The following is an 18,418-nucleotide window of genomic DNA, read 5'->3' as shown; positions in this document are numbered from 1 at the left end:
TAGAGTAATAGCTATATTTTCCACTTGCTTTCCATTTGAAACAGTAATATAATATCGGTATATCGAACAGATGTTCTAGTTTTAAAAAGGAGGCGTAAGGATTGAAGCAGCATCTGTATTTATGTATTGATCTGAAAAGTTTTTATGCATCTGTAGAATGTGTAGAACGCAGGATGGATGCCATGACGACAAATCTTGTTGTTGCTGACCCCAAACGCGGGAATGGAACCATATGTCTGGCAGTGTCACCTTCTATGAAAGCATTAGGAGTACGGAATCGCTGCAGAGTGTTCGAAATTCCAAAGAATATCAATTATATTACGGCACCACCCCAGATGCAGAAATACATTGATTATTCTGCAGGAATCTATGGTATTTATTTAAAGTACATTGCCAAAGAAGATATTCATGTTTATTCCATAGATGAAGCTTTTCTTGATGTGACCGATTATCTGGACTTCTATCATGTTTCAGCAAAGGAGCTTGCTGTTATGATCATGGATGATATTAAAGATTCTTTCGGGATTACAGCATCATGCGGAATAGGAACCAATTTATATCTGTGCAAGATTGCATTGGACATTACGGCGAAACATGTAAAAGACAACATTGGATTTCTCAATGAAAAGATTTATCGTGAAACTTTATGGAATCACAGACCTATTACAGATTTCTGGAGAGTTGGTCCGGGAACAGCACAGAGACTTGCGAATATGGGAATTGAAACCATGGGGGATATTACCAGGGCCGATGAGCGCAGTTTGTATAAGATTTTTGGAGTTGATGCAGAATTGCTGATTGATCACGCCTGGGGAAGGGAACCTACAACTATTTCTGATATTAAAGCTTACAAACCAAAGGAGAATTCATTATCCAGCGGACAGGTACTGATGGAAGATTATAAATATGAAGATGGGCTGCTGATTGTTAAAGAGATGGTAGATAGTCTGTGCCTTGAATTGGTGGATAGATGTCTGGTAACAGATACCATCGGGCTTCATGTAGGATATTCAAAAAAATATGCAATGAAGTCTGTCCAGTGTTCCAGCAAAATCCCTGTTATAACCAGTTCTGTAAGAATCCTGATGAAGTATTTTGTAAAGTTATATCAACAGCATGTGAATCCCTGCATACCTGTTCGAAGAATTACCATTGCATTTCAAAATGTGCGCAATGATATTTATGAACAATACAGTTTTTTCATGAACCCGGCATTGGAGGAAAAAGATCAGCAGATACAAAAGACAGTTTTGCAGATACAGAAAAAATATGGAAAGGATGCACTTTTCAAAGGTATGAATCTTCAGGAGAAAAGTACAGCCTTTATTAGAAATCATCAAATCGGAGGGCATAACAGTGGGCTATAAAAGATACGCAGACCGTGCGAAACAATTCGCTTCTTTTGATGCACTGAAAGGATTCAGAGAAGCACTAAAAAAAGAGGAACAGTTAATGGAGCAAAAGTCAGAAACAACTGTCCAGCGAATTAAAATAGAAGATAGTTATAAAAACAGACAGAATAACCAATAAATTTAGATAAAAAAGATAATATTGTTATAAAATCAGTAGGCTACATCTACAAGAAAAAGACCTTGAGGAGGTGCTGTGATTCCTGCATCTTTTCTGTTTTTACTGTCAAATACTTTTAGAATATCTTCCGGTTCCATAGTTCCAGCCCCGATTTCTACTAAAGTTCCGGTAAGAATACGGACCATGTTGTGGAGAAAGCCATTTCCCTTATAGGTAATCTGGATTTCACGTTCTGTCTGTTTGATCATAATGGAATATATTTCACGAATGGTAGATTTTTTTGTCTTCTTCAATGAGGAAAATCCTTTAAAATCATGACTTCCAATAAGAAGAGAGGAAGCTTTTTTCATTCGTTGGATATTTAGAGAATCCGGAAAATTCCAGAGATATTTTCGATCAAATACATGAGGAATGCCAGGAAGTGCTATACGATACAGATAAGTTTTAGATTTAGCATTTAACCGGCTGTGAAAACGTTGGGAAACATTAGATACTTCTAGAATACCAATATCTTTTGGAAGATAGGAATCCAGATAATTCTTAATATCCTGACAGGGTAAGGTGCATTCTGTATGAAAATTTGCAACCTGTCCATATGCATGAACACCAGCATCTGTTCGTCCGGATCCTGTGATCTGTATTTCTTCTCCTGTCATTTTGCTTAGAACTGTTTCCAGTTTTCCCTGTATGGTATTGGCATTGGAATCACCTCCGAGACGCTGCCAGCCTTGGTAGCGTGAACCGTCATATTCTATGGTTAATCTGATATTTCGTGTCATAATATTCTTCCTTCTTATTGATTTTTTTATGATGTCATCTTATCATAATATATGTTATTGGTAAAGCAAGTACAGTGGCATCCGGAGTTTATTTATAAACAAAAGAAAGATATACAAAGATTATTTTAGATTTTTGTGGAGTCATGTATTGAAAATTAGAGATATAGAGATTAGGGGATGAAATCATTGAAAGTAGCAGTTTTTAGTTGTCGACCGGATGAGAAAGAATTTTTTAATGAGTATGCAAGGAAATTTCATGTAGAATTATCCATAACATCGGAACCACCAACCTTAGAGAATCTTCAAGTCGTTGAAAATTGTCAGGCAGCCAGTGTCATTACCACACCAATTGGCAAAGAATTATTAGATGCATGGAAAATGCGTGGAATTCGTACGATTTCTACCAGAACCGTGGGATATGATCATATTGATCTGGATTATGCAAGAAAGCTGGGAATTACAATATCCAATGTCAGTTATACACCACATACGGTGGCAGAATATACGGTTATGACTATTTTAATGACGATTCGAAAAATGAAAACAATTCTGACCAGATATCAGGTTCAGGATTATTCCTTATTGGAAGTCCGTGGAAGAGAGTTAAGAAATATGACCGTTGGAGTTGTAGGAATCGGTAAAATCGGTGAAATGGTAATTCAGAATCTTAGTGGTTTTGGATGTAAAATTTTAGCTTATGATCCTTATGAAAAAGAATCTGTTAAACATTATGCGGATTATGTGGATTTAGATGGGATATGGAAAAGTTCAGATATCATCACTTTCCATACTCCAGCGGTGGAAAGTACATATCATATGGTAAATCAGGAATCACTGAAAAAAATGAAAAAAGGAGTCATGCTGATTAACATGGCACGAGGTTCCCTGATTGATACAGATGCTTTGGTAGAGGCGTTAGAATCAGGGAAAGTTGCAGCAGCGGCTTTGGATGTTATTGAAAATGAAGGAAAAATTTATTATAAAGATTATAAGTATACGGTAACTGCCAATCATGATATGGCAATTTTAAGTACAATGCCCAATGTTCTAATGACACCACATACGGCATTTTTTACCGATGAAGCAGTTAGTGATATGATTGAATATTCTCTGGAAAGCTGTAAGGCAGAAATTATGGGAGCAAATAATCCAAGAAGGATTATATAGTCCAGAAAGTGAACTACCCATCCCCTAAAGGGAATGGGCTTCTGTTAAATAGTTTGATGTGATATGGTCACAAAAGCAAACAGACTGTCTATGGGATTAGCAAAAGACCATCATATAGATGCTTGTGTAATAGCAATAGGATTAAATCCAATCCATATCAAAGCAAACCGGCTGTATGTAAAGAAATGTATATCGAAAGGCGACTATCAGCAAACAAAAGGGATTCGCTCAGAACAAACGATTACTACGGGTAAGATATGTGGATTTCGAAAATTTGACAAGGTGAAGTATTTTGGGAAAGAATATTTTATAAAAACAAATAATAAAATAAAGTCATAATAAAAACAAGCGATGTAACATAAAGTCATGAAGCATCGCTTGTTTTTATATTATAGGATTTTATCAAGTAAATAGACTTTGTTGAATGGGAAGGAGAAGTAATATCCATCGACAAAATCTTCTGTATAAGAAATGACTTCTTTGGCAATAGATATTCCGACAGATTCTCCTTCTTCTCTGGTACCGTTTTCCGGATAACGGTTTACAATTTCATCGGTAACAGCAATTCCGGCAATTTCATTTTTCATAAATAATGCATTTCGTCGGCTGATCAATGGCATAATACCGCACAGGATTCTTGCTCCGGTTTCTTTTTTGATCGTATGGATGCGGTCAGCTTCGGCTTTGGAGAATACCGGCTGTGTAAAGAAGAATTCTGCGCCTGCATCTATTTTTCGTCTGACTCGTTTGATTTCTACTTCCAGATTTGGCCGTCCCTGATTGATAGCACCTCCATAGACAATCGAATGATTTGTAAAAATTTCCTCATTCATATCTTTGATAATGTTCATAAGTCCGACGGCATCAAAGTTAAAAACACCTTTGACTGTTTGTCTTATGACCACCGGAATAGGGTCACCGGTAATAACCAGCATATTGTCTATATCGTTAATTTGTGCCCCCATTAAAAGAGAACGTATGGCAATAGCATTTTTATCCCGGCAGCAGATATGAGGCATAACATTTAAATTGGTTTCCCGTTTGACTTTTTCTGCCATAAGGACAGAATCAATACGGGTACGTCCAGAAGGTGAATCTGGGAAGGTAACAACATCTACACCGGATTTTTTCAAAATATGAGCAGCATCCATTATTTTTTCATCATCGACATTAGCTGGAGGAGCCAGCTCTACAGCAATTAGTTTTTTCTTTTTCAACGAGCCATCCGGATTACAGAAGAAACCATGTTTTATCATTTGTTTTTCCGGCGATTTGTTTTGTGCTGTGGAAGTTTTTTTGGGGTTTTGGGCAATATCTAGAATTGCAGATAATTTTTGAATATAGTCTGGATTGGTACCACAGCATCCTCCAACAATATCCATTCCTTTTTCTGCCATCTCCTGGACTTTTAAGACAAAATAATGTTGATTATCTGTAAATTGCATATGATTCCGAATCAGTTTTGGATATCCGGCATTAGGCAGAGCAATTGCAAATTTCCCATGATCTAAATTTATTTTATCTAAAATCTGTGCCATGTGTCCGGGACCCACACCGCAATTTAATCCTACGGCATCTATTTCATCAACGCAGGAAGCTTCCTGAATTAATCTTCGGGCACTTAAACCGGAATTGCTGTAACCAAACTGATTGACACTAAACTGTACCATGATAAATAAATCTTTATGTTTTATCTTTTGAATCACAGGAAGAATTTGTTCCATATCAGCAAAGGTTTCAAATGATAAGATATCAACACCTTCTTCCAGAAACGTTTTTGCAATTTCCAGATATTGCTCCTGGGCATATTGATAATTTGGAATTGGACCAATATCACCTGCAATGTAAACAGTATGTTCTGATTCCTGAATTGCATCATTTGCAATTTTTACAGCAGCACGGATATTTTCTTTGACTTTTTGCAAGTCCGTCTGCAGTAATAAAGTATTTGCGGCAAATGTATTGGTACGAATGAGCCTGGCTCCAGCATTTATGTAAGATCTATGGATGTCCAGAACTCTGTCCGGATGTGTGATATTTGCAGTTTCCGGGATTTCCTGAGTAGAGTACTTATTTGAATAATAGGTTCCAAAAGCACCATCGGTAATCAGTTTATGATGCTTTAAATATTCCTGAATCGTCATTTGTAAGATTTTCCTTTCATGTTTATCATCCAAAATATTTTAGCACAAAGAAAGTTGAAAATTAAGTAAATCATGCTAGAATAATTTTATAATAAAGATGATAAGAATCATATAAGGGAGATATTTATGTCTAATATTATAGAAATAACTGATTTTACCGCAAAAGAACTTGACATTTATGCAAGATTTACCGAAGCACAGCTTTTAAATCGTCATGAACCGGAAAAGGGGATATTTATCGCAGAAAGTCCCAAAGTCATTGAAACTGCATTGGATGCCGGATGTGTTCCTATTTCGTTTTTATGTGAACGGAAACATTTAGAAACCCAGGCAAAGACTTTGATTGAACGATGCGGTGACATCCCTGTTTATACAGCAGAATTTGATATATTGACCAGACTTACCGGTTTCAAATTAACCCGCGGCATGTTATGTGCCATGTATCGTCCTAAATTACCAACGGTAGAACAGGTATGCAAAAATGCAAGGCGTATCGTTGTTTTAGAAAATGTCATGAATCCTACCAATGTAGGAGCGATTTTCCGTTCTGCTGCTGCATTGAATATGGATGGAATTTTACTGACAAAAGGCTGCAGTAATCCGTTATATCGACGATCAATCAGAGTCAGCATGGGAACGGTATTCCAGATTCCCTGGACTTTTTTTGACGAACAATCTATATGGCCGGAAGATGGGATTCACCTGCTGAATAATATGAATTTTAAAACTGCAGCCATGGCGCTGAGTGATCATTCGGTTCCAATTAATGATCCAGAAGTTATGTCTGAAGAAAAGCTGGCGATTATTCTTGGAACAGAAGGAGATGGACTGGTCTCCGATACCATTGCTAATTGTGATTATACCATTCGGATACCAATGTCTCATGGTGTAGATTCGCTGAATGTAGCAGCAGCAAGTGCAGTTGCGTTCTGGCAGCTAGGTTTTGTAAAATAGTAAACCAGAATAATAAAAAGGACATTGAATATTAAATAATTCATGCTAGAATAGTTTTATGAGCATAAAAAATATCATTAATAAGCAAAGACAATTTTATAACAAAGGAAAAACAAATTCCTACGAATTTCGAATCAGGGCCTTAAATCGTTTGGAATATGGGATTCATAAGTATGAGAAGCAGTTCTATAAAGCACTAAGACAAGATCTGAATAAATCCCCTTATGAATCTTATATGACAGAGATTGCTATGGTGCTCAATGAAATTCGTTATGTAAAGAAACATCTAAAATCATGGATGAAACCAAAATCAGTTAAAACACCGTTGGCTCAATTCCCGGCAAAAAGCTTTATTATATCCGAGCCGTACGGAGTTGTCTTGATTATGTCTCCATGGAATTATCCGTTACTTTTGACACTGGAACCATTGATAGGAGCTATCGGGGCGGGAAACTGCTGTATTTTAAAGCCATCAGAGTATTCTCAAAATACATCCAAGGTAATAGAGAATATGATAGAGGACATATTTCCAGAGAGTTTTGTAACAGTGGTCACTGGTGGACAGAAGGAAAGTCAGGAGTTGCTGAATCAGAAGTTTGATTATATTTTCTTTACTGGAAGTGTAGCCGTTGGAAAATTAGTCATGGAGAAATCTTCTGTAAATCTGACACCAGTTACTTTAGAATTGGGCGGTAAGAGTCCCTGTATTGTGGATGAAACAGCAAATCTAAAATTGGCTGCTAAGCGGATTGTATTTGGGAAATATCTGAATGCAGGGCAGACATGTGTCGCTCCGGATTATATCCTGGTGAATCAAAAAGTGGAAAAAGAGCTTATTGTCTATTTAAGATATTGGATTCATAAAATGTATGGCGCCAACCCGTTGACGAATTCTGATTATCCAAGAATTATAAATTCCAGACATTATCAACGAATTATCAGACTTATGAAAAGCGGCTTTATAGTGGAAGGTGGTTATGGAGATGGTTTGACCAGAAAAATTGCACCTACAATACTTACCCGGATAGAGAAGGACTCTGCTATCATGAAGGAGGAAATTTTTGGTCCAGTACTTCCTATTCTTTCATACAATAAAATTCAGGAAGTAAAAAAATACTTGAGATCACAGCCAAAACCTCTGGCATTATATCTTTTTACTAAAAACAAAAAAATGGAAAAAGATATTATGGAGCATATTCCATTTGGTGGCGGATGTATCAATGATACAATCATTCATCTGGCATCTTCTGAATTAGGATTTGGTGGTGTTGGAGAAAGTGGTATGGGTGCTTACCATGGTAAATCTAGCTTTGATACATTCAGTCACAAAAAGAGCATCGTCAGGAAATCACAAAAATTTGATGTGCCGGTAAGATATCAGCCTTACGGAAAAATCAAAGAATGGACCATGCGCCATTTGATAAAATATTAAAAATTACAAAGGAGAAAATAAAATGATTGATTTTAAAAGTGTATTGCCAGGAGTAAAAATTGTAAAAGAGGATGAAACAGGGAAAGAAGAAGAACTGTTTATTTCTCAGAATGATAAAATTATAGTAGAAACATTAAACGGAAGAAAAATCAAAGGAGATTTTATGCAGATTGAGTATGCACGCTATACAGAAGAAGATGATATTGTATTTGTGCATAAAGATGAAAATGGAGAAAATGAAGGGATTCCATTTGATACAATAGCTGATATCTGTAAACTGTAATTATATAGTAGTATTTAATATCAATTGATTTTTGTTAAAAAGAGGGCGCTTTTGCCCTCTTTTTTGTTTTTAAATCCTATATGTTTTATAAATTTTTCCATCTAAATTTTTCCATAAGATTTCTTCATCATTGAAAAGAATATATCCATTTGGAGTATCTTCTTTTGGAATGGAGACAGAGCCTGGATTGATATAGAGAAAATCATCATATTCTTTGCAGCAGGATACATGGGTATGTCCGTTTAAAAGAATATCTCCCGAATGAAGTTTTGGTGGATGCTGTGGATTATAAATATGTCCGTGAGTAGCAAATATCATATGATGTTCGTGAAATAAAATGCAGGAATCACTCATAATAGGAAATTCAAGAACCATCTGATCAACTTCCGCTTCACAATTCCCTCTGACACAGATAATTTGCTGACAATGTGTATTTAGCATGGAAATTACTTCCTTAGGCTGATAATCTCTGGGAAGATCGTTTCTCGGGCCATGATATAAAAGATCTCCTAAAAGCAAAAGCTTATCAGGTGTTTCTTTTTCAAAAGCAGCCATTAGTTTTTGGCAATAATAGGCAGAACCATGAATATCCGATGCAATCATAAGTCTCATAAATTTCACCTCTTCTGTAGATTATTTTTATAATTTCTATTATTATAATAAAGATTATAAAAAAATACCAGTTTAGGAAGGGAAATAACAATGAAACGACTTGTTTTAGCTGAAAAACCATCTGTTGCAAGGGATATTGCAAGGGTACTGGGATGTAATAACCAATCACATAGTTATATTGAAGGGAAGAACTACATTGTCACATGGGCACTGGGACATCTCGTATCTCTGGCTGATCCTGAACAGTATGGTAATGAATACAAAACCTGGAATTTGGAAACTTTGCCTATGATGCCAAAGCATTGGAAGCTTACAGTATTACGTCAGACATCAAAACAGTTTCAGGCAGTGAAAAAGCTGATATTAAGAAATGACATTTCTGATATCGTTATTGCGACAGATGCCGGAAGAGAGGGTGAACTGGTGGCAAGATGGATTTTGCAGATGTCTGGTAATAAGAAACCAATTTATCGTTTATGGATATCTTCTGTAACAGACAAGGCAATCAAGGATGGGTTTGCCCATTTAAAAAACGGAAAAGATTATGATGCGCTTTTTCGTGCAGCACGATCACGTGCAGAGGCAGACTGGCTTGTTGGAATCAATGCAACCAGAGCTTTAACCTGCAAATATAATGCACAGCTATCCTGTGGTCGTGTCCAAACTCCAACATTGGCAATGATTGAAGAACGTGAAAAGGAAATCCGGACTTTTAAACCAGAGATATATTATGGATGGAAAGTGACAGCCTCTGGTATGAGCTTTATATGGGAAAATTCCAATGGAAATCAAAGAATATTTGATAAAAAGAAATCAGAAGAGATTGGCAAAGTATTAAAAAGCGGTAATCTAACTGTAAAAGAAGTCAGTCGGAAAGAGAAGAAATCCTATGGACCAGAGCTGTATGATCTGACTACCTTGCAAAAAGAGGCAAGCAGAAAATATGGATTTTCACCAAAACAGACTTTAAATCTTATGCAGTCTCTTTATGAACATCATAAAGTTCTGACTTATCCAAGAACAGATTCCAGGTATCTGACCAGTGACATGACAGATACCTTAAAAGAAAGAATAAAAGCATGTGGTGTTGGTCCATACAAAAAAGCAGCAGCAAAATTAATGAGAAAAGATATAAAATCTAATAAACGTTTTATAAATAATGCAAAGGTATCTGATCATCATGCAATCATTCCTACTGAACAATATGTGCAGTTATCTTCCATGTCGGCAGATGAAAGGAAAATATATGATATGGTAGTAAAAAGATTTATGGCTGTTCTTATGGAACCTTCAATTTCTGAGCAGATTCAGATTTATGGAGAAATCCAGGGACAACGTCTTCGGTCAAAAGTAATATTAATGAAAAATCCTGGATGGAAGGAACTTTATCAGGAAGAAGAAAAAGATGGAAATATCATTACCGAAATTCCGGAACTTCCAGCCAAAGGAAAACAGTATATAGTAGGTTCAATTTTAATGACAGAGGGTAAAACAAATGCACCTGCCAGGTATACAGAAGGAACATTAATTGATCAGATGGATAAAAAAGGACTGGGAACTGTTGCCACCAGAGCGGATATCATTGATAAATTATTTCGAAGTTATTTATTAGAAAAGAAGGGTAACGATATTATTATTACTTCTAAAGGGAAGCAGCTTCTTGAGCTGGTGCCAGATGATTTGAAAAAAGCTGATCTGACGGCAGATTGGGAACAGAAGCTTACAGCAATTTCCAAAGGAAAAGAAAATGATCAGAAATTCATGAAAGAAATCAGGAATTATACAGAAGCATTGATCCAGGACATTAAATCATCTGATGGAAAATTCCGCCATGATAATGTAACCCGTCATAAGTGTCCGGAATGCGGGAAATTCCTTCTCTCAGTTCAAGGAAAACATGGAAAACTTCTGGTTTGTCAGGATCGAAACTGCGGATATAAAAAAACCGTGTCTAAAACAACTAATGCTCGCTGTCCTGTTTGTCATAAGAAGATGGAACTGGTAGGAGAAGGAGATAATAAGAAATTTGTTTGTATATGTGGACACAAAGAAAAATTATCTGCATTCCAGGAACGAAAGAAAAAAGAAGGAGCTGGAATGAGCAGGAAAGAAGTAAATCGCTATCTGAAAAAACAGCAAAAAGAGTCAGAAGCACCAATTAATAATGCATTTGCGGAAGCTCTTTCAAAAATAAAATTTTAAAAAATTTATTCAAATCCCCTTTTGGTTTTGCGAAAGGGGATTTTTTTGTGTCATGATTCAAAAATGTCACCATTTCATGTCACTATTTTATACAGACAAAATTGCTATATCAATTAGTTGTGCAGATGCGAACATATATATATAATTATACATGAAAGGGGTGGAAATAATTGAAAAAAAAATCCGGATTAACCCAGAGACAAAAAATGATCATTGAAATACTGGCTCAGTTTACAGCAGATAATCCCGTAACAGTTCAAGCTATTTCGGAGAAGTTAAAACTCAGCTCACGTACAATTCTAAGAGAGATGAATCAAATCGATGCATGGTTTGAAGAAAATGATTTTCATCTTGTAAAAAAACCTAGAGTAGGTCTTTATGTAGACGAGGATAAGGAAACGAGACAATTCCTTCAGGAACTTCTTCAGATGGATCAGAATCAGTCTGGTTATACGAAAAGTCAACGCCAGGATAGGATTTTACTGGAAATTTTGTCAGAAAACCAACCATTAAAATATTTTTATTTTACATCCCTTTTTCATATTTCAGATGGAACACTTACTAATGATTTGGATGAGATAGAACAATGGATAAATCATTATAATCTGAGACTGTATAGAAAAGCAGGAATCGGAATCTATTGGGAAGGCAAAGAAGAAGATTTCCGCCAGACGGTTATCATTCTTTTAAGAAGAATGCTGACAAATAAACATTTAAAAAGCTTGCTGGACAATGATGAAATTCCAGAAGAAAAATTATTTCATGGATTAAGTGAACAGATTTTACAGGAAGTACAGCTGATTATCAGAGAGACTCAAAATGTTTTGCATATTCAGTATACTGAACGATCAGAAATTCATTTATCCTTATATTTTATTCTTACGATTTGCCGGATCAGCAGAGGATGGGAAATCAGGGAAGACGGAAAAGATTTATTGTCCATGATGCACCTTCCAGAATGTCAGGTTGCTAATTGGATTGGCAGTAAAATCGGAATGCTGACAGGAAATCAGGTTTCTGATGGAGAAGTTTATAATATTACACTTCAGCTTTTATGTGCAAAAATATGGAAAAATAAGAATGACAGTAAATATGACGAAGAAAACTTTCATGTCAGACAAATTGTAATAAAAATTGTTCTGAACATGGAGAAGTTGCTGGAAACAGATTTTTTAGATAATCCTGTGCTGATTGATGGTTTATGTAACCATATGAGACCGGCATTAAATCGAATAAAGATGAATCTGTTTACAGAAAATGGACATCTTGAAATACTGAAAGAAAAATATAAAGAAATCTATGAAGCAACTATTACAGCTTGTGAATTTCTTAAAAATGAACTGGAAGTTGATCAAATTTCAGAAGGTGAATTAGGATTTATCGCACTATATTTTTCTGTTGCTATGGAAAAGAAGTATGCAGAAGAAGAAAAAGTATCAGTTTGTATAGCATGTCCTCATGGAGTAGGAACATCACATATGCTTTCTGTGCATCTTCAAAAAGAATTTCCTGAAATTATGGTACGACAGATTATTTCAACAGCAGATATTGATCCATTCAAACTTGAAGAGCAGAATATTGACCTTATTATTTCAACAGCAGAGTTAGAGACTTCATTTCCCAATGTATTTGTAAATTCAGTGCTTCCGGAACCAGATAAGCTTCTGATTCGAAAAGCATTAAAGGGAGTGAAGAAATCAAAACCTTTAAAGAAGCAAAAACAGGCAAAAAGCAGACATAAAATAAGAAGAGCTGACATTGATTATATGGTGCTTCTTGGACAGGAAATATTACAGGTATTGGATAATATCAAAATATCTTCAGAAGAATCCGTAAAAAGTAAAGAAAATTTGATTATGTGTGCTGGAAATTTATTTGCAAGGAGTGAGGAACTTGCAGATATGATCAAAAGGGATTTGAAGAAGAGAGAGGATATTTCCACAACCTATATTCCAACTGTAAATATACTGTTTTTGCATTGTGAAACAAAAGGTGTGAAGCACTGTAGATTTGGATATATTTCATTGAAACAGGATTTCAGTGAGGGAGGACAGACAATCTGTGGAGCAATTATTATGTTGATCCCATCTGTAAATAATCATGCAGTATACAGGGAGATTATGAGTGAAATCAGCGGTGCCCTGGCTGAAAAAGATCAGATTATTACATATTTGATGAATAAAAATCGTAATGCTGTTGAGGCACAGCTGGAAATATGCCTTGGAAACTACTATGAAAAGATCATGAGAAGAAAGGGAAAAGAAGGAGGAACACAAACATGAAGAACAAAGTACAAAAGTTTGGTAAATTTTTGAGTGCCATGGTTATGCCAAACATTGGTGCATTTATCGCATGGGGTCTTATCACAGCTTTATTTATTGCTGATGGATGGCTTCCTAATGAAAAACTTGCATCTATTCAGCCTTATATGCTGTATTTCCTTTTACCAGCATTAATTGCTTATACTGGTGGTAAAATGGTAGGTGGAGATCGTGGCGGTGTTATGGGTGCAATTGCCGTTATGGGTTGTATTGCCGGTGTTGGTGGTTTAGACGGACAGCCGATGCTGATGGGCGCCATGGTTATGGGACCTTTCGCTGGATGGGTTATCAAGAAATTTGATAAATTTATGGAAACTCGTATGCCAGCTGGATTTGAGATGTTAATCAATAACTTCTCTGTTGGTATCCTTGGTATGCTTGTAGCAATTATCGGATATTACTTAATCGGACCATTTATGAGTGCTATTTTAGCAATCTTAACAGCAGGTGTAAATGTATTGATTAAAGCGAAAATGCTTCCATTGGCAGCAATCTTTATCGAACCTGCAAAAGTATTGTTCCTGAACAATGCAATTAACCACGGTATTTTTACACCAATCGCAATCGAACAGGCAGCACAGGCTGGTAAATCTATCATGTACATGTTAGAGCCTAATCCAGGTCCAGGTCTTGGTGTATTAGTTGCATACTGGTTATTCTGTAAAGATAAAACAACAAAAGATTCAGCTCCTGGAGCAATTATCATCCATTTATTTGGTGGTATTCATGAAATTTACTTCCCATATGTATTGATGAATCCACTGGTAATTATTGCACCAATCGCTGGTAATGTTTGTGCAATTGCATGGTTTACAATTACAGGATGTGGTCTTGTAGGACCTGCTTCTCCAGGTTCCATTATCACTTATCTGTCAATGTCACCTAAGAGTCAGATTTTATTTACACTGATTGGTGTTTTAATCGCAGCTGGAGTATCTTTCCTTGTTGCTTCACCAATTATTAAGATGTCAAACGGTAAGAGCTTAGAAGAAGCACAAAATGATATGGCTGCTGCAAAAGCAGAATCAAAAGGAATGACTGTTCCTGCATCAAATGGTGAACCTAAAAAAGCTGGTGAAATCAAGAAGATTATCTTTGCATGTGATGCCGGTATGGGATCATCTGCAATGGGTGCAACAAAATTCCGTAATCGTATCAAAGGACAACGTCCTGATATCACAGTTACAAACACATCTGTAGATAATATCCCTGCTGATTGTGATATTGCAGTTGTACAGGAAATATTAGTTGATCGTGCAGTAAAAGCAGCACCACAGGCTCAGATGGTTACCATCGGAAACTTCCTTGCTGACCCTCAATTAGATCAGTTATATGCTCAGGTAACATCAGTTGAATCAGAGGCTCCAGCAGTAGAAGAAACAGCTTCTGCAGCAGAAGAAACAATAACAGCCAACAGCAAGATTTTAGTAGAAGAAGGTATTAAAACCGGATTAAAAACAGTTCCTATGAATGATGCAATCACAGCTGCTGGTAAGTTGTTAAATGAATTAGGATATGTAGATGAAGAATACATTCCGGCAATGATAAAACGTAACGAAGAAGCTTCTGTATACATGGGAATGGGAATTGCAATTCCTCATGGTACAATAGATGCAAAAAACAAAGTTAAAAAGAGCGGTATCGTTATTCTTCAGTATCCAGATGGCGTTGATTTTGGCGGAGAAAAAGCACAGTTAGTCATCGGTATCGCTGGTGTTGGAGATGAACATTTATCAATCTTAGGAAGAATTACAGAAGTTCTTGATGATGCAGAATGTCTGGAAATGATGAAGACAACAAAGAATGTTGATGAAATCATGGAAATTTTCAAGTAGGAAAAACTTCCGTATTTATTTAAAAGTGCATCACTTTATATAGATGCACTTTTAATATACTCAAAATTGATCAAAATTGAACGAAAATAACCGAAAATGATTGAATTTAAGTTGAAATCAGAATTTTTTTTCAAAAAGGAGGAGCAAAATGAAGAAAGCAATACAGTTCGGAGCAGGAAACATTGGACGTGGATTTATCGGAGGTTTACTTTCCGGAGCCGGATATCATGTGGTATTTGCAGATGTTAATGATACAATCATTGATAAAATCAATGAAGATGGAAAATATACAATCTTTGTAAAAGATGTGGAAAGTAAAGAACAGGTAATTACAGATATTAGCGGTGTAAATTCTACAAAACCAGAATTGATTGATGAAATCAAAGAAGCTGAAATCATTACAACAGCTGTAGGATTAAGAATTCTTCCAATTATTGCACCATCTGTTGCAAAAGGAATTATTGCAAGAAAAGAAGCTGGTTCCGAAGCATATTTAAACATTATCGCATGTGAAAATGCAATTAAAGGAAGTTCTCAGTTAAAAGAAGCTGTTTATGAGCATTTAAATGATGATGAAAAATCATATGCAGATAAATATGTGGGATTCCCTGATTGTTCTGTAGACCGTATTGTACCTCCGGTACGCCTGGATAATCCAATCGATGTGGTTGTTGAAAACTACTACGAATGGAATGTAGAAGAGGCTTCTTTCAAAGGAGAAGTTCCAAAAATTGAAGGAATGAATCTTGCTGATAATTTAATGGCATACATCGAAAGAAAATTATTTACATTAAATACAGGTCATTGTATTACAGCATACCTTGGAAATTATAAAGGTTACAAAACAATTGATGAAAGTATTGCAGATGAAGAAATCTACACAATTGTAAAGAAAGCCATGGAACAGAGTGGAATGGCTCTTGTAAACAAATATGGATTTGATAAAGAGGCACATTTCAAATATATTGAAAAGATTATCAGCCGTTTTAAAAATCCATATTTAGTTGATGATACTGCACGTGTAGGAAGAGAACCATTAAGAAAATTAAGTGCAACAGATAGATTGGCAAAACCTACAATGACAGCATTGGAATATAATCTTCCAGTAGATGCATTACTTACAGGAATTGCAGCAGCATTAAAATATAATAATGCCGATGATCCTCAGAGTGTAGAACTTCAGGATAAGATCAAAACTCTTGGAGTAAAAGACGCATTGAAAGAGATTTCAGGAATTAATAATGAAACAGTATTAGAACAGGTAGTAGATATTTATAACACATTATAAATTATAAAATGAATCCAAGAAGGAGCTGGAAATTTCCAGCTCCCTTTCTTTATGTTTAATATAATGAATAAAAGAAAATTATTCCTTTTTTATTTTGAGCCATATATTGCAATTATAGGGATAGCAGAAAAAAAAGGCTGTCATAAGGAAATCAGCCAAAGTCTGGAAAGGTATAATAAAAAGTATTCAAAAGATTTTGTAAAACCCATGAAGATGATTCATGAAGATGAATTTCATGGTCTTCTTAATTGTGGAAGTCATTTGATGGAAATATTAATGGGATTGGAAGAAGAAATATATCCATTAAAAATCATTTGGGGAATCGGGATAGGAAAATCATCGCATACTTTGTCTCAAACGGCTTTATGGGAAGCTGATAATAAAGCTTTCAAAAATGCATGGACAGCAATTGAATACTTAAAAGAAAAAAATATGAAAAGTGCAACTGCAAGAAGTAATTACCATATTATCTGTGATGGAGATAATGAAGCAGTAACCAGTGTACTGAATATGTCTTTTATGCTGCTGACTTCCATGAAACAAAGGTGGAGTAGAAGACAACATGAGATTATAAAAGATTATATGGAATTTCATGACGGACAGACAGCCTGTGCAAAAAGACTTGGAATTACGCAATCAAGTGTACAAAAAGGACTTGCCAACGCAGATTTTTATACTTATGATGAAGTTATCAAACACTTTTCAGAAGCATTTGAGCAGATTCATTAGAAATGAGGAACGATATGAAATATAGAGTACCAGATTATTATAAAGATTTTTCGTGTATTGGATCAAAATGTAAAAATAATTGTTGTATAGGATGGGAAATTGACATCGATGATAAAACACTGAAAGATTACTATCAGGTAGAAGGAGAATTTGGCAAAAGACTATGTGATAATATCATTCATGAAGATTCAGCATACTTTAAAATGGATAAAAAAGGGCGCTGCGCTTTCCTTAATAAAAATAATTTGTGTGATATTTTTACTAAACTGGGAGAAAATCATCTGTGTCAGATATGTACAGATCATCCAAGATTTTATAATGAATTTGCAGATATAAAAGAAATAGGCATTGGATTGTCTTGTGAAGTAGCTGCAGATCTTATATTAAATCAAAAAGAACCTGTTTCTTTTTTAGAAACTGGAAATAATTTGGGAAATCTTGAAGAAATGTTTATTTTTTATGTCAGGAATAAAATATTTGAGATTCTGCAAAATAGGAAACTAGATATGAGCCAAAGAATTAACCTTATGCTGGAATTTACACAAAAAATGCAAAATTATGTAAATCAGGGAAAACATTCTTTAGATCTGATTGAAATAAATATACAGGACAACACACAAAAGCATTGGAAGAAAGCTTCGTCTGCAGAGTCCTGGAAACAATGGAAAACAATCTTATTAAATCTGGAAATCCTGGATGATACATGGAAGAAGCTTTTAATGAATACTGATTCACAAAAGAATATACAAATCAATGACATCTTTTATGAACAGCTTCTTGTTTATTTTATTTATCGACATTTTATGCATGCTATAAATGATAAAAACATGATTGATAAAGTAAAATTTGCAGTTATTAGTTGTCATATAATTGCTCGTATTATTCAGGAAAATGATTTAAATAATATGGGGTTAATAAAAGAAGATATCCCACGGCTTTATTCCAAAGAAGTCGAATATTCAGATGAAAATCAGGAAATTATATTTGACGAAATATTATTTGAATCTTTTTAAGAACTTAACATAAATATAAAAAAACTGGTAATAATATGAAGATTTTTTCACTGGCTTATTTACAATTAGTACATATAACTTTATAATGATAGTGCATAAGTGTAAAAATTGAAAATGAGAGAGAAGATT

Annotated in this window: 16 protein-coding genes; 13 read left to right on the top strand and 3 right to left on the bottom strand. The window is 35.2% G+C overall.

What is annotated here, in order from left to right; genetic code table 11:
* Positions 1-101 precede the first annotated feature (101 nt).
* Both BHF70_RS01920 and BHF70_RS12420 read left to right on the top strand, forming a co-directional pair.
* Positions 102-1,367, top strand: a complete 1,266-nt coding sequence (locus tag BHF70_RS01920) for a Y-family DNA polymerase (protein ID WP_075758656.1) — start codon at positions 102-104, stop codon at positions 1,365-1,367.
* Positions 1,357-1,530, top strand: coding sequence for a hypothetical protein (locus BHF70_RS12420; protein ID WP_158024869.1), 174 nt, complete (start codon positions 1,357-1,359; stop codon positions 1,528-1,530). Before BHF70_RS01920 ends, BHF70_RS12420 begins: the two co-directional genes overlap by 11 nt.
* Positions 1,531-1,562: 32 nt before the next feature.
* On the opposite strand, the gene truA is transcribed toward BHF70_RS12420, so the two are convergent.
* Positions 1,563-2,309, bottom strand: coding sequence for a tRNA pseudouridine(38-40) synthase TruA (gene truA, locus BHF70_RS01915; RefSeq protein ID WP_075758655.1), 747 nt, complete (start codon positions 2,307-2,309; stop codon positions 1,563-1,565).
* Positions 2,310-2,486: 177 nt separating this feature from the next.
* Between truA and BHF70_RS01910 the strand changes: the two genes are divergently transcribed.
* Complete coding sequence (locus BHF70_RS01910) at positions 2,487-3,476, top strand: D-isomer specific 2-hydroxyacid dehydrogenase family protein (protein ID WP_330390814.1); 990 nt, start codon at positions 2,487-2,489, stop codon at positions 3,474-3,476.
* A 90-nt stretch (positions 3,477-3,566) separates the two neighbouring features.
* Complete coding sequence (locus BHF70_RS01905; RefSeq protein ID WP_075758654.1) at positions 3,567-3,815, top strand: hypothetical protein; 249 nt, start codon at positions 3,567-3,569, stop codon at positions 3,813-3,815.
* A gap of 50 nt (positions 3,816-3,865) precedes the next feature.
* On the opposite strand, the gene BHF70_RS01900 is transcribed toward BHF70_RS01905, so the two are convergent.
* Positions 3,866-5,620: a bifunctional homocysteine S-methyltransferase/methylenetetrahydrofolate reductase gene (locus tag BHF70_RS01900; protein ID WP_075758653.1), complete on the bottom strand. Its 1,755-nt coding sequence runs from the start codon at positions 5,618-5,620 to the stop codon at positions 3,866-3,868.
* A 126-nt stretch (positions 5,621-5,746) separates the two neighbouring features.
* On the opposite strand from BHF70_RS01900, the gene BHF70_RS01895 reads away from it, so the two are divergent.
* Genes BHF70_RS01895 through BHF70_RS01885 form a run of 3 tightly spaced genes read left to right on the top strand, consistent with a single transcriptional unit; the run spans position 5,747 to position 8,289 of the window.
* The gene (locus BHF70_RS01895; RefSeq protein WP_075758652.1) at positions 5,747-6,574 is read left to right on the top strand and encodes a TrmH family RNA methyltransferase; all 828 of its coding nucleotides are present in this window, start codon (positions 5,747-5,749) and stop codon (positions 6,572-6,574) included.
* A 58-nt stretch (positions 6,575-6,632) separates the two neighbouring features.
* The gene (locus BHF70_RS01890; RefSeq protein WP_075758651.1) at positions 6,633-8,006 is read left to right on the top strand and encodes an aldehyde dehydrogenase; all 1,374 of its coding nucleotides are present in this window, start codon (positions 6,633-6,635) and stop codon (positions 8,004-8,006) included.
* 22 nt (positions 8,007-8,028) lie between these two features.
* Positions 8,029-8,289 (top strand): hypothetical protein, encoded by a 261-nt coding sequence (locus tag BHF70_RS01885; protein ID WP_230973691.1) that lies wholly within the window; start codon positions 8,029-8,031, stop codon positions 8,287-8,289.
* A 69-nt stretch (positions 8,290-8,358) separates the two neighbouring features.
* Here the strand turns inward: BHF70_RS01885 and yfcE are convergent, their stop codons facing one another.
* Positions 8,359-8,901, bottom strand: coding sequence for a phosphodiesterase (gene yfcE, locus BHF70_RS01880; RefSeq protein WP_075758650.1), 543 nt, complete (start codon positions 8,899-8,901; stop codon positions 8,359-8,361).
* A 90-nt stretch (positions 8,902-8,991) separates the two neighbouring features.
* Here yfcE and BHF70_RS01875 point away from each other — a divergent pair, with 90 nt between their 5' ends.
* The 6 genes from BHF70_RS01875 to fliB all read left to right on the top strand — a co-directional run bounded on the left by BHF70_RS01875 (position 8,992) and on the right by fliB (position 18,289).
* The gene (locus tag BHF70_RS01875) at positions 8,992-11,103 is read left to right on the top strand and encodes a DNA topoisomerase III (protein WP_075758649.1); all 2,112 of its coding nucleotides are present in this window, start codon (positions 8,992-8,994) and stop codon (positions 11,101-11,103) included.
* A 170-nt stretch (positions 11,104-11,273) separates the two neighbouring features.
* Positions 11,274-13,385: a BglG family transcription antiterminator gene (locus BHF70_RS01870; RefSeq protein ID WP_075758648.1), complete on the top strand. Its 2,112-nt coding sequence runs from the start codon at positions 11,274-11,276 to the stop codon at positions 13,383-13,385.
* Positions 13,382-15,259 (top strand): PTS mannitol transporter subunit IICBA, encoded by a 1,878-nt coding sequence (locus BHF70_RS01865; RefSeq protein WP_075758647.1) that lies wholly within the window; start codon positions 13,382-13,384, stop codon positions 15,257-15,259. The genes BHF70_RS01870 and BHF70_RS01865 overlap by 4 nt, the downstream gene beginning before the upstream one ends.
* Before the next feature lie 148 nt (positions 15,260-15,407).
* Positions 15,408-16,547, top strand: a complete 1,140-nt coding sequence (locus tag BHF70_RS01860; RefSeq protein ID WP_075758646.1) for a mannitol-1-phosphate 5-dehydrogenase — start codon at positions 15,408-15,410, stop codon at positions 16,545-16,547.
* Between the two features lie 63 nt (positions 16,548-16,610).
* Positions 16,611-17,276, top strand: coding sequence for a SatD family protein (locus BHF70_RS01855; protein WP_158024868.1), 666 nt, complete (start codon positions 16,611-16,613; stop codon positions 17,274-17,276).
* Between the two features lie 14 nt (positions 17,277-17,290).
* Positions 17,291-18,289, top strand: coding sequence for a flagellin lysine-N-methylase (fliB, locus tag BHF70_RS01850; RefSeq protein WP_075758644.1), 999 nt, complete (start codon positions 17,291-17,293; stop codon positions 18,287-18,289).
* Positions 18,290-18,418: the final 129 nt, after the last annotated feature.

Origin of the sequence: Anaerostipes sp. 494a, assembly GCF_001940315.1 — a bacterium.
Taxonomy (GTDB): domain Bacteria; phylum Bacillota; class Clostridia; order Lachnospirales; family Lachnospiraceae; genus Anaerostipes; species Anaerostipes faecalis.
This window is presented reverse-complemented; position numbering and strand designations above follow the sequence as displayed.

Excerpts from the sequence above, each read along its gene's own strand:
- BHF70_RS01910 (WP_330390814.1), top strand. The coding sequence starts at position 2,487 with ATGAAATCATTGAAAGTAGCAGTTTTTAGTTGTCGACCGGATGAGAAA.
- BHF70_RS01885 (WP_230973691.1), top strand. The coding sequence starts at position 8,029 with ATGATTGATTTTAAAAGTGTATTGCCAGGAGTAAAAATTGTAAAAGAG.
- BHF70_RS01900 (WP_075758653.1), bottom strand. The coding sequence starts at position 5,620 with ATGACGATTCAGGAATATTTAAAGCATCATAAACTGATTACCGATGGT.
- BHF70_RS01895 (WP_075758652.1), top strand. The coding sequence starts at position 5,747 with ATGTCTAATATTATAGAAATAACTGATTTTACCGCAAAAGAACTTGAC.
- BHF70_RS01855 (WP_158024868.1), top strand. The coding sequence starts at position 16,611 with ATGAATAAAAGAAAATTATTCCTTTTTTATTTTGAGCCATATATTGCA.
- BHF70_RS01890 (WP_075758651.1), top strand. The coding sequence starts at position 6,633 with ATGAGCATAAAAAATATCATTAATAAGCAAAGACAATTTTATAACAAA.
- truA (WP_075758655.1), bottom strand. The coding sequence starts at position 2,309 with ATGACACGAAATATCAGATTAACCATAGAATATGACGGTTCACGCTAC.
- BHF70_RS01905 (WP_075758654.1), top strand. The coding sequence starts at position 3,567 with ATGGGATTAGCAAAAGACCATCATATAGATGCTTGTGTAATAGCAATA.
- BHF70_RS01860 (WP_075758646.1), top strand. The coding sequence starts at position 15,408 with ATGAAGAAAGCAATACAGTTCGGAGCAGGAAACATTGGACGTGGATTT.
- yfcE (WP_075758650.1), bottom strand. The coding sequence starts at position 8,901 with ATGAGACTTATGATTGCATCGGATATTCATGGTTCTGCCTATTATTGC.
- BHF70_RS01865 (WP_075758647.1), top strand. The coding sequence starts at position 13,382 with ATGAAGAACAAAGTACAAAAGTTTGGTAAATTTTTGAGTGCCATGGTT.
- BHF70_RS01875 (WP_075758649.1), top strand. The coding sequence starts at position 8,992 with ATGAAACGACTTGTTTTAGCTGAAAAACCATCTGTTGCAAGGGATATT.
- fliB (WP_075758644.1), top strand. The coding sequence starts at position 17,291 with ATGAAATATAGAGTACCAGATTATTATAAAGATTTTTCGTGTATTGGA.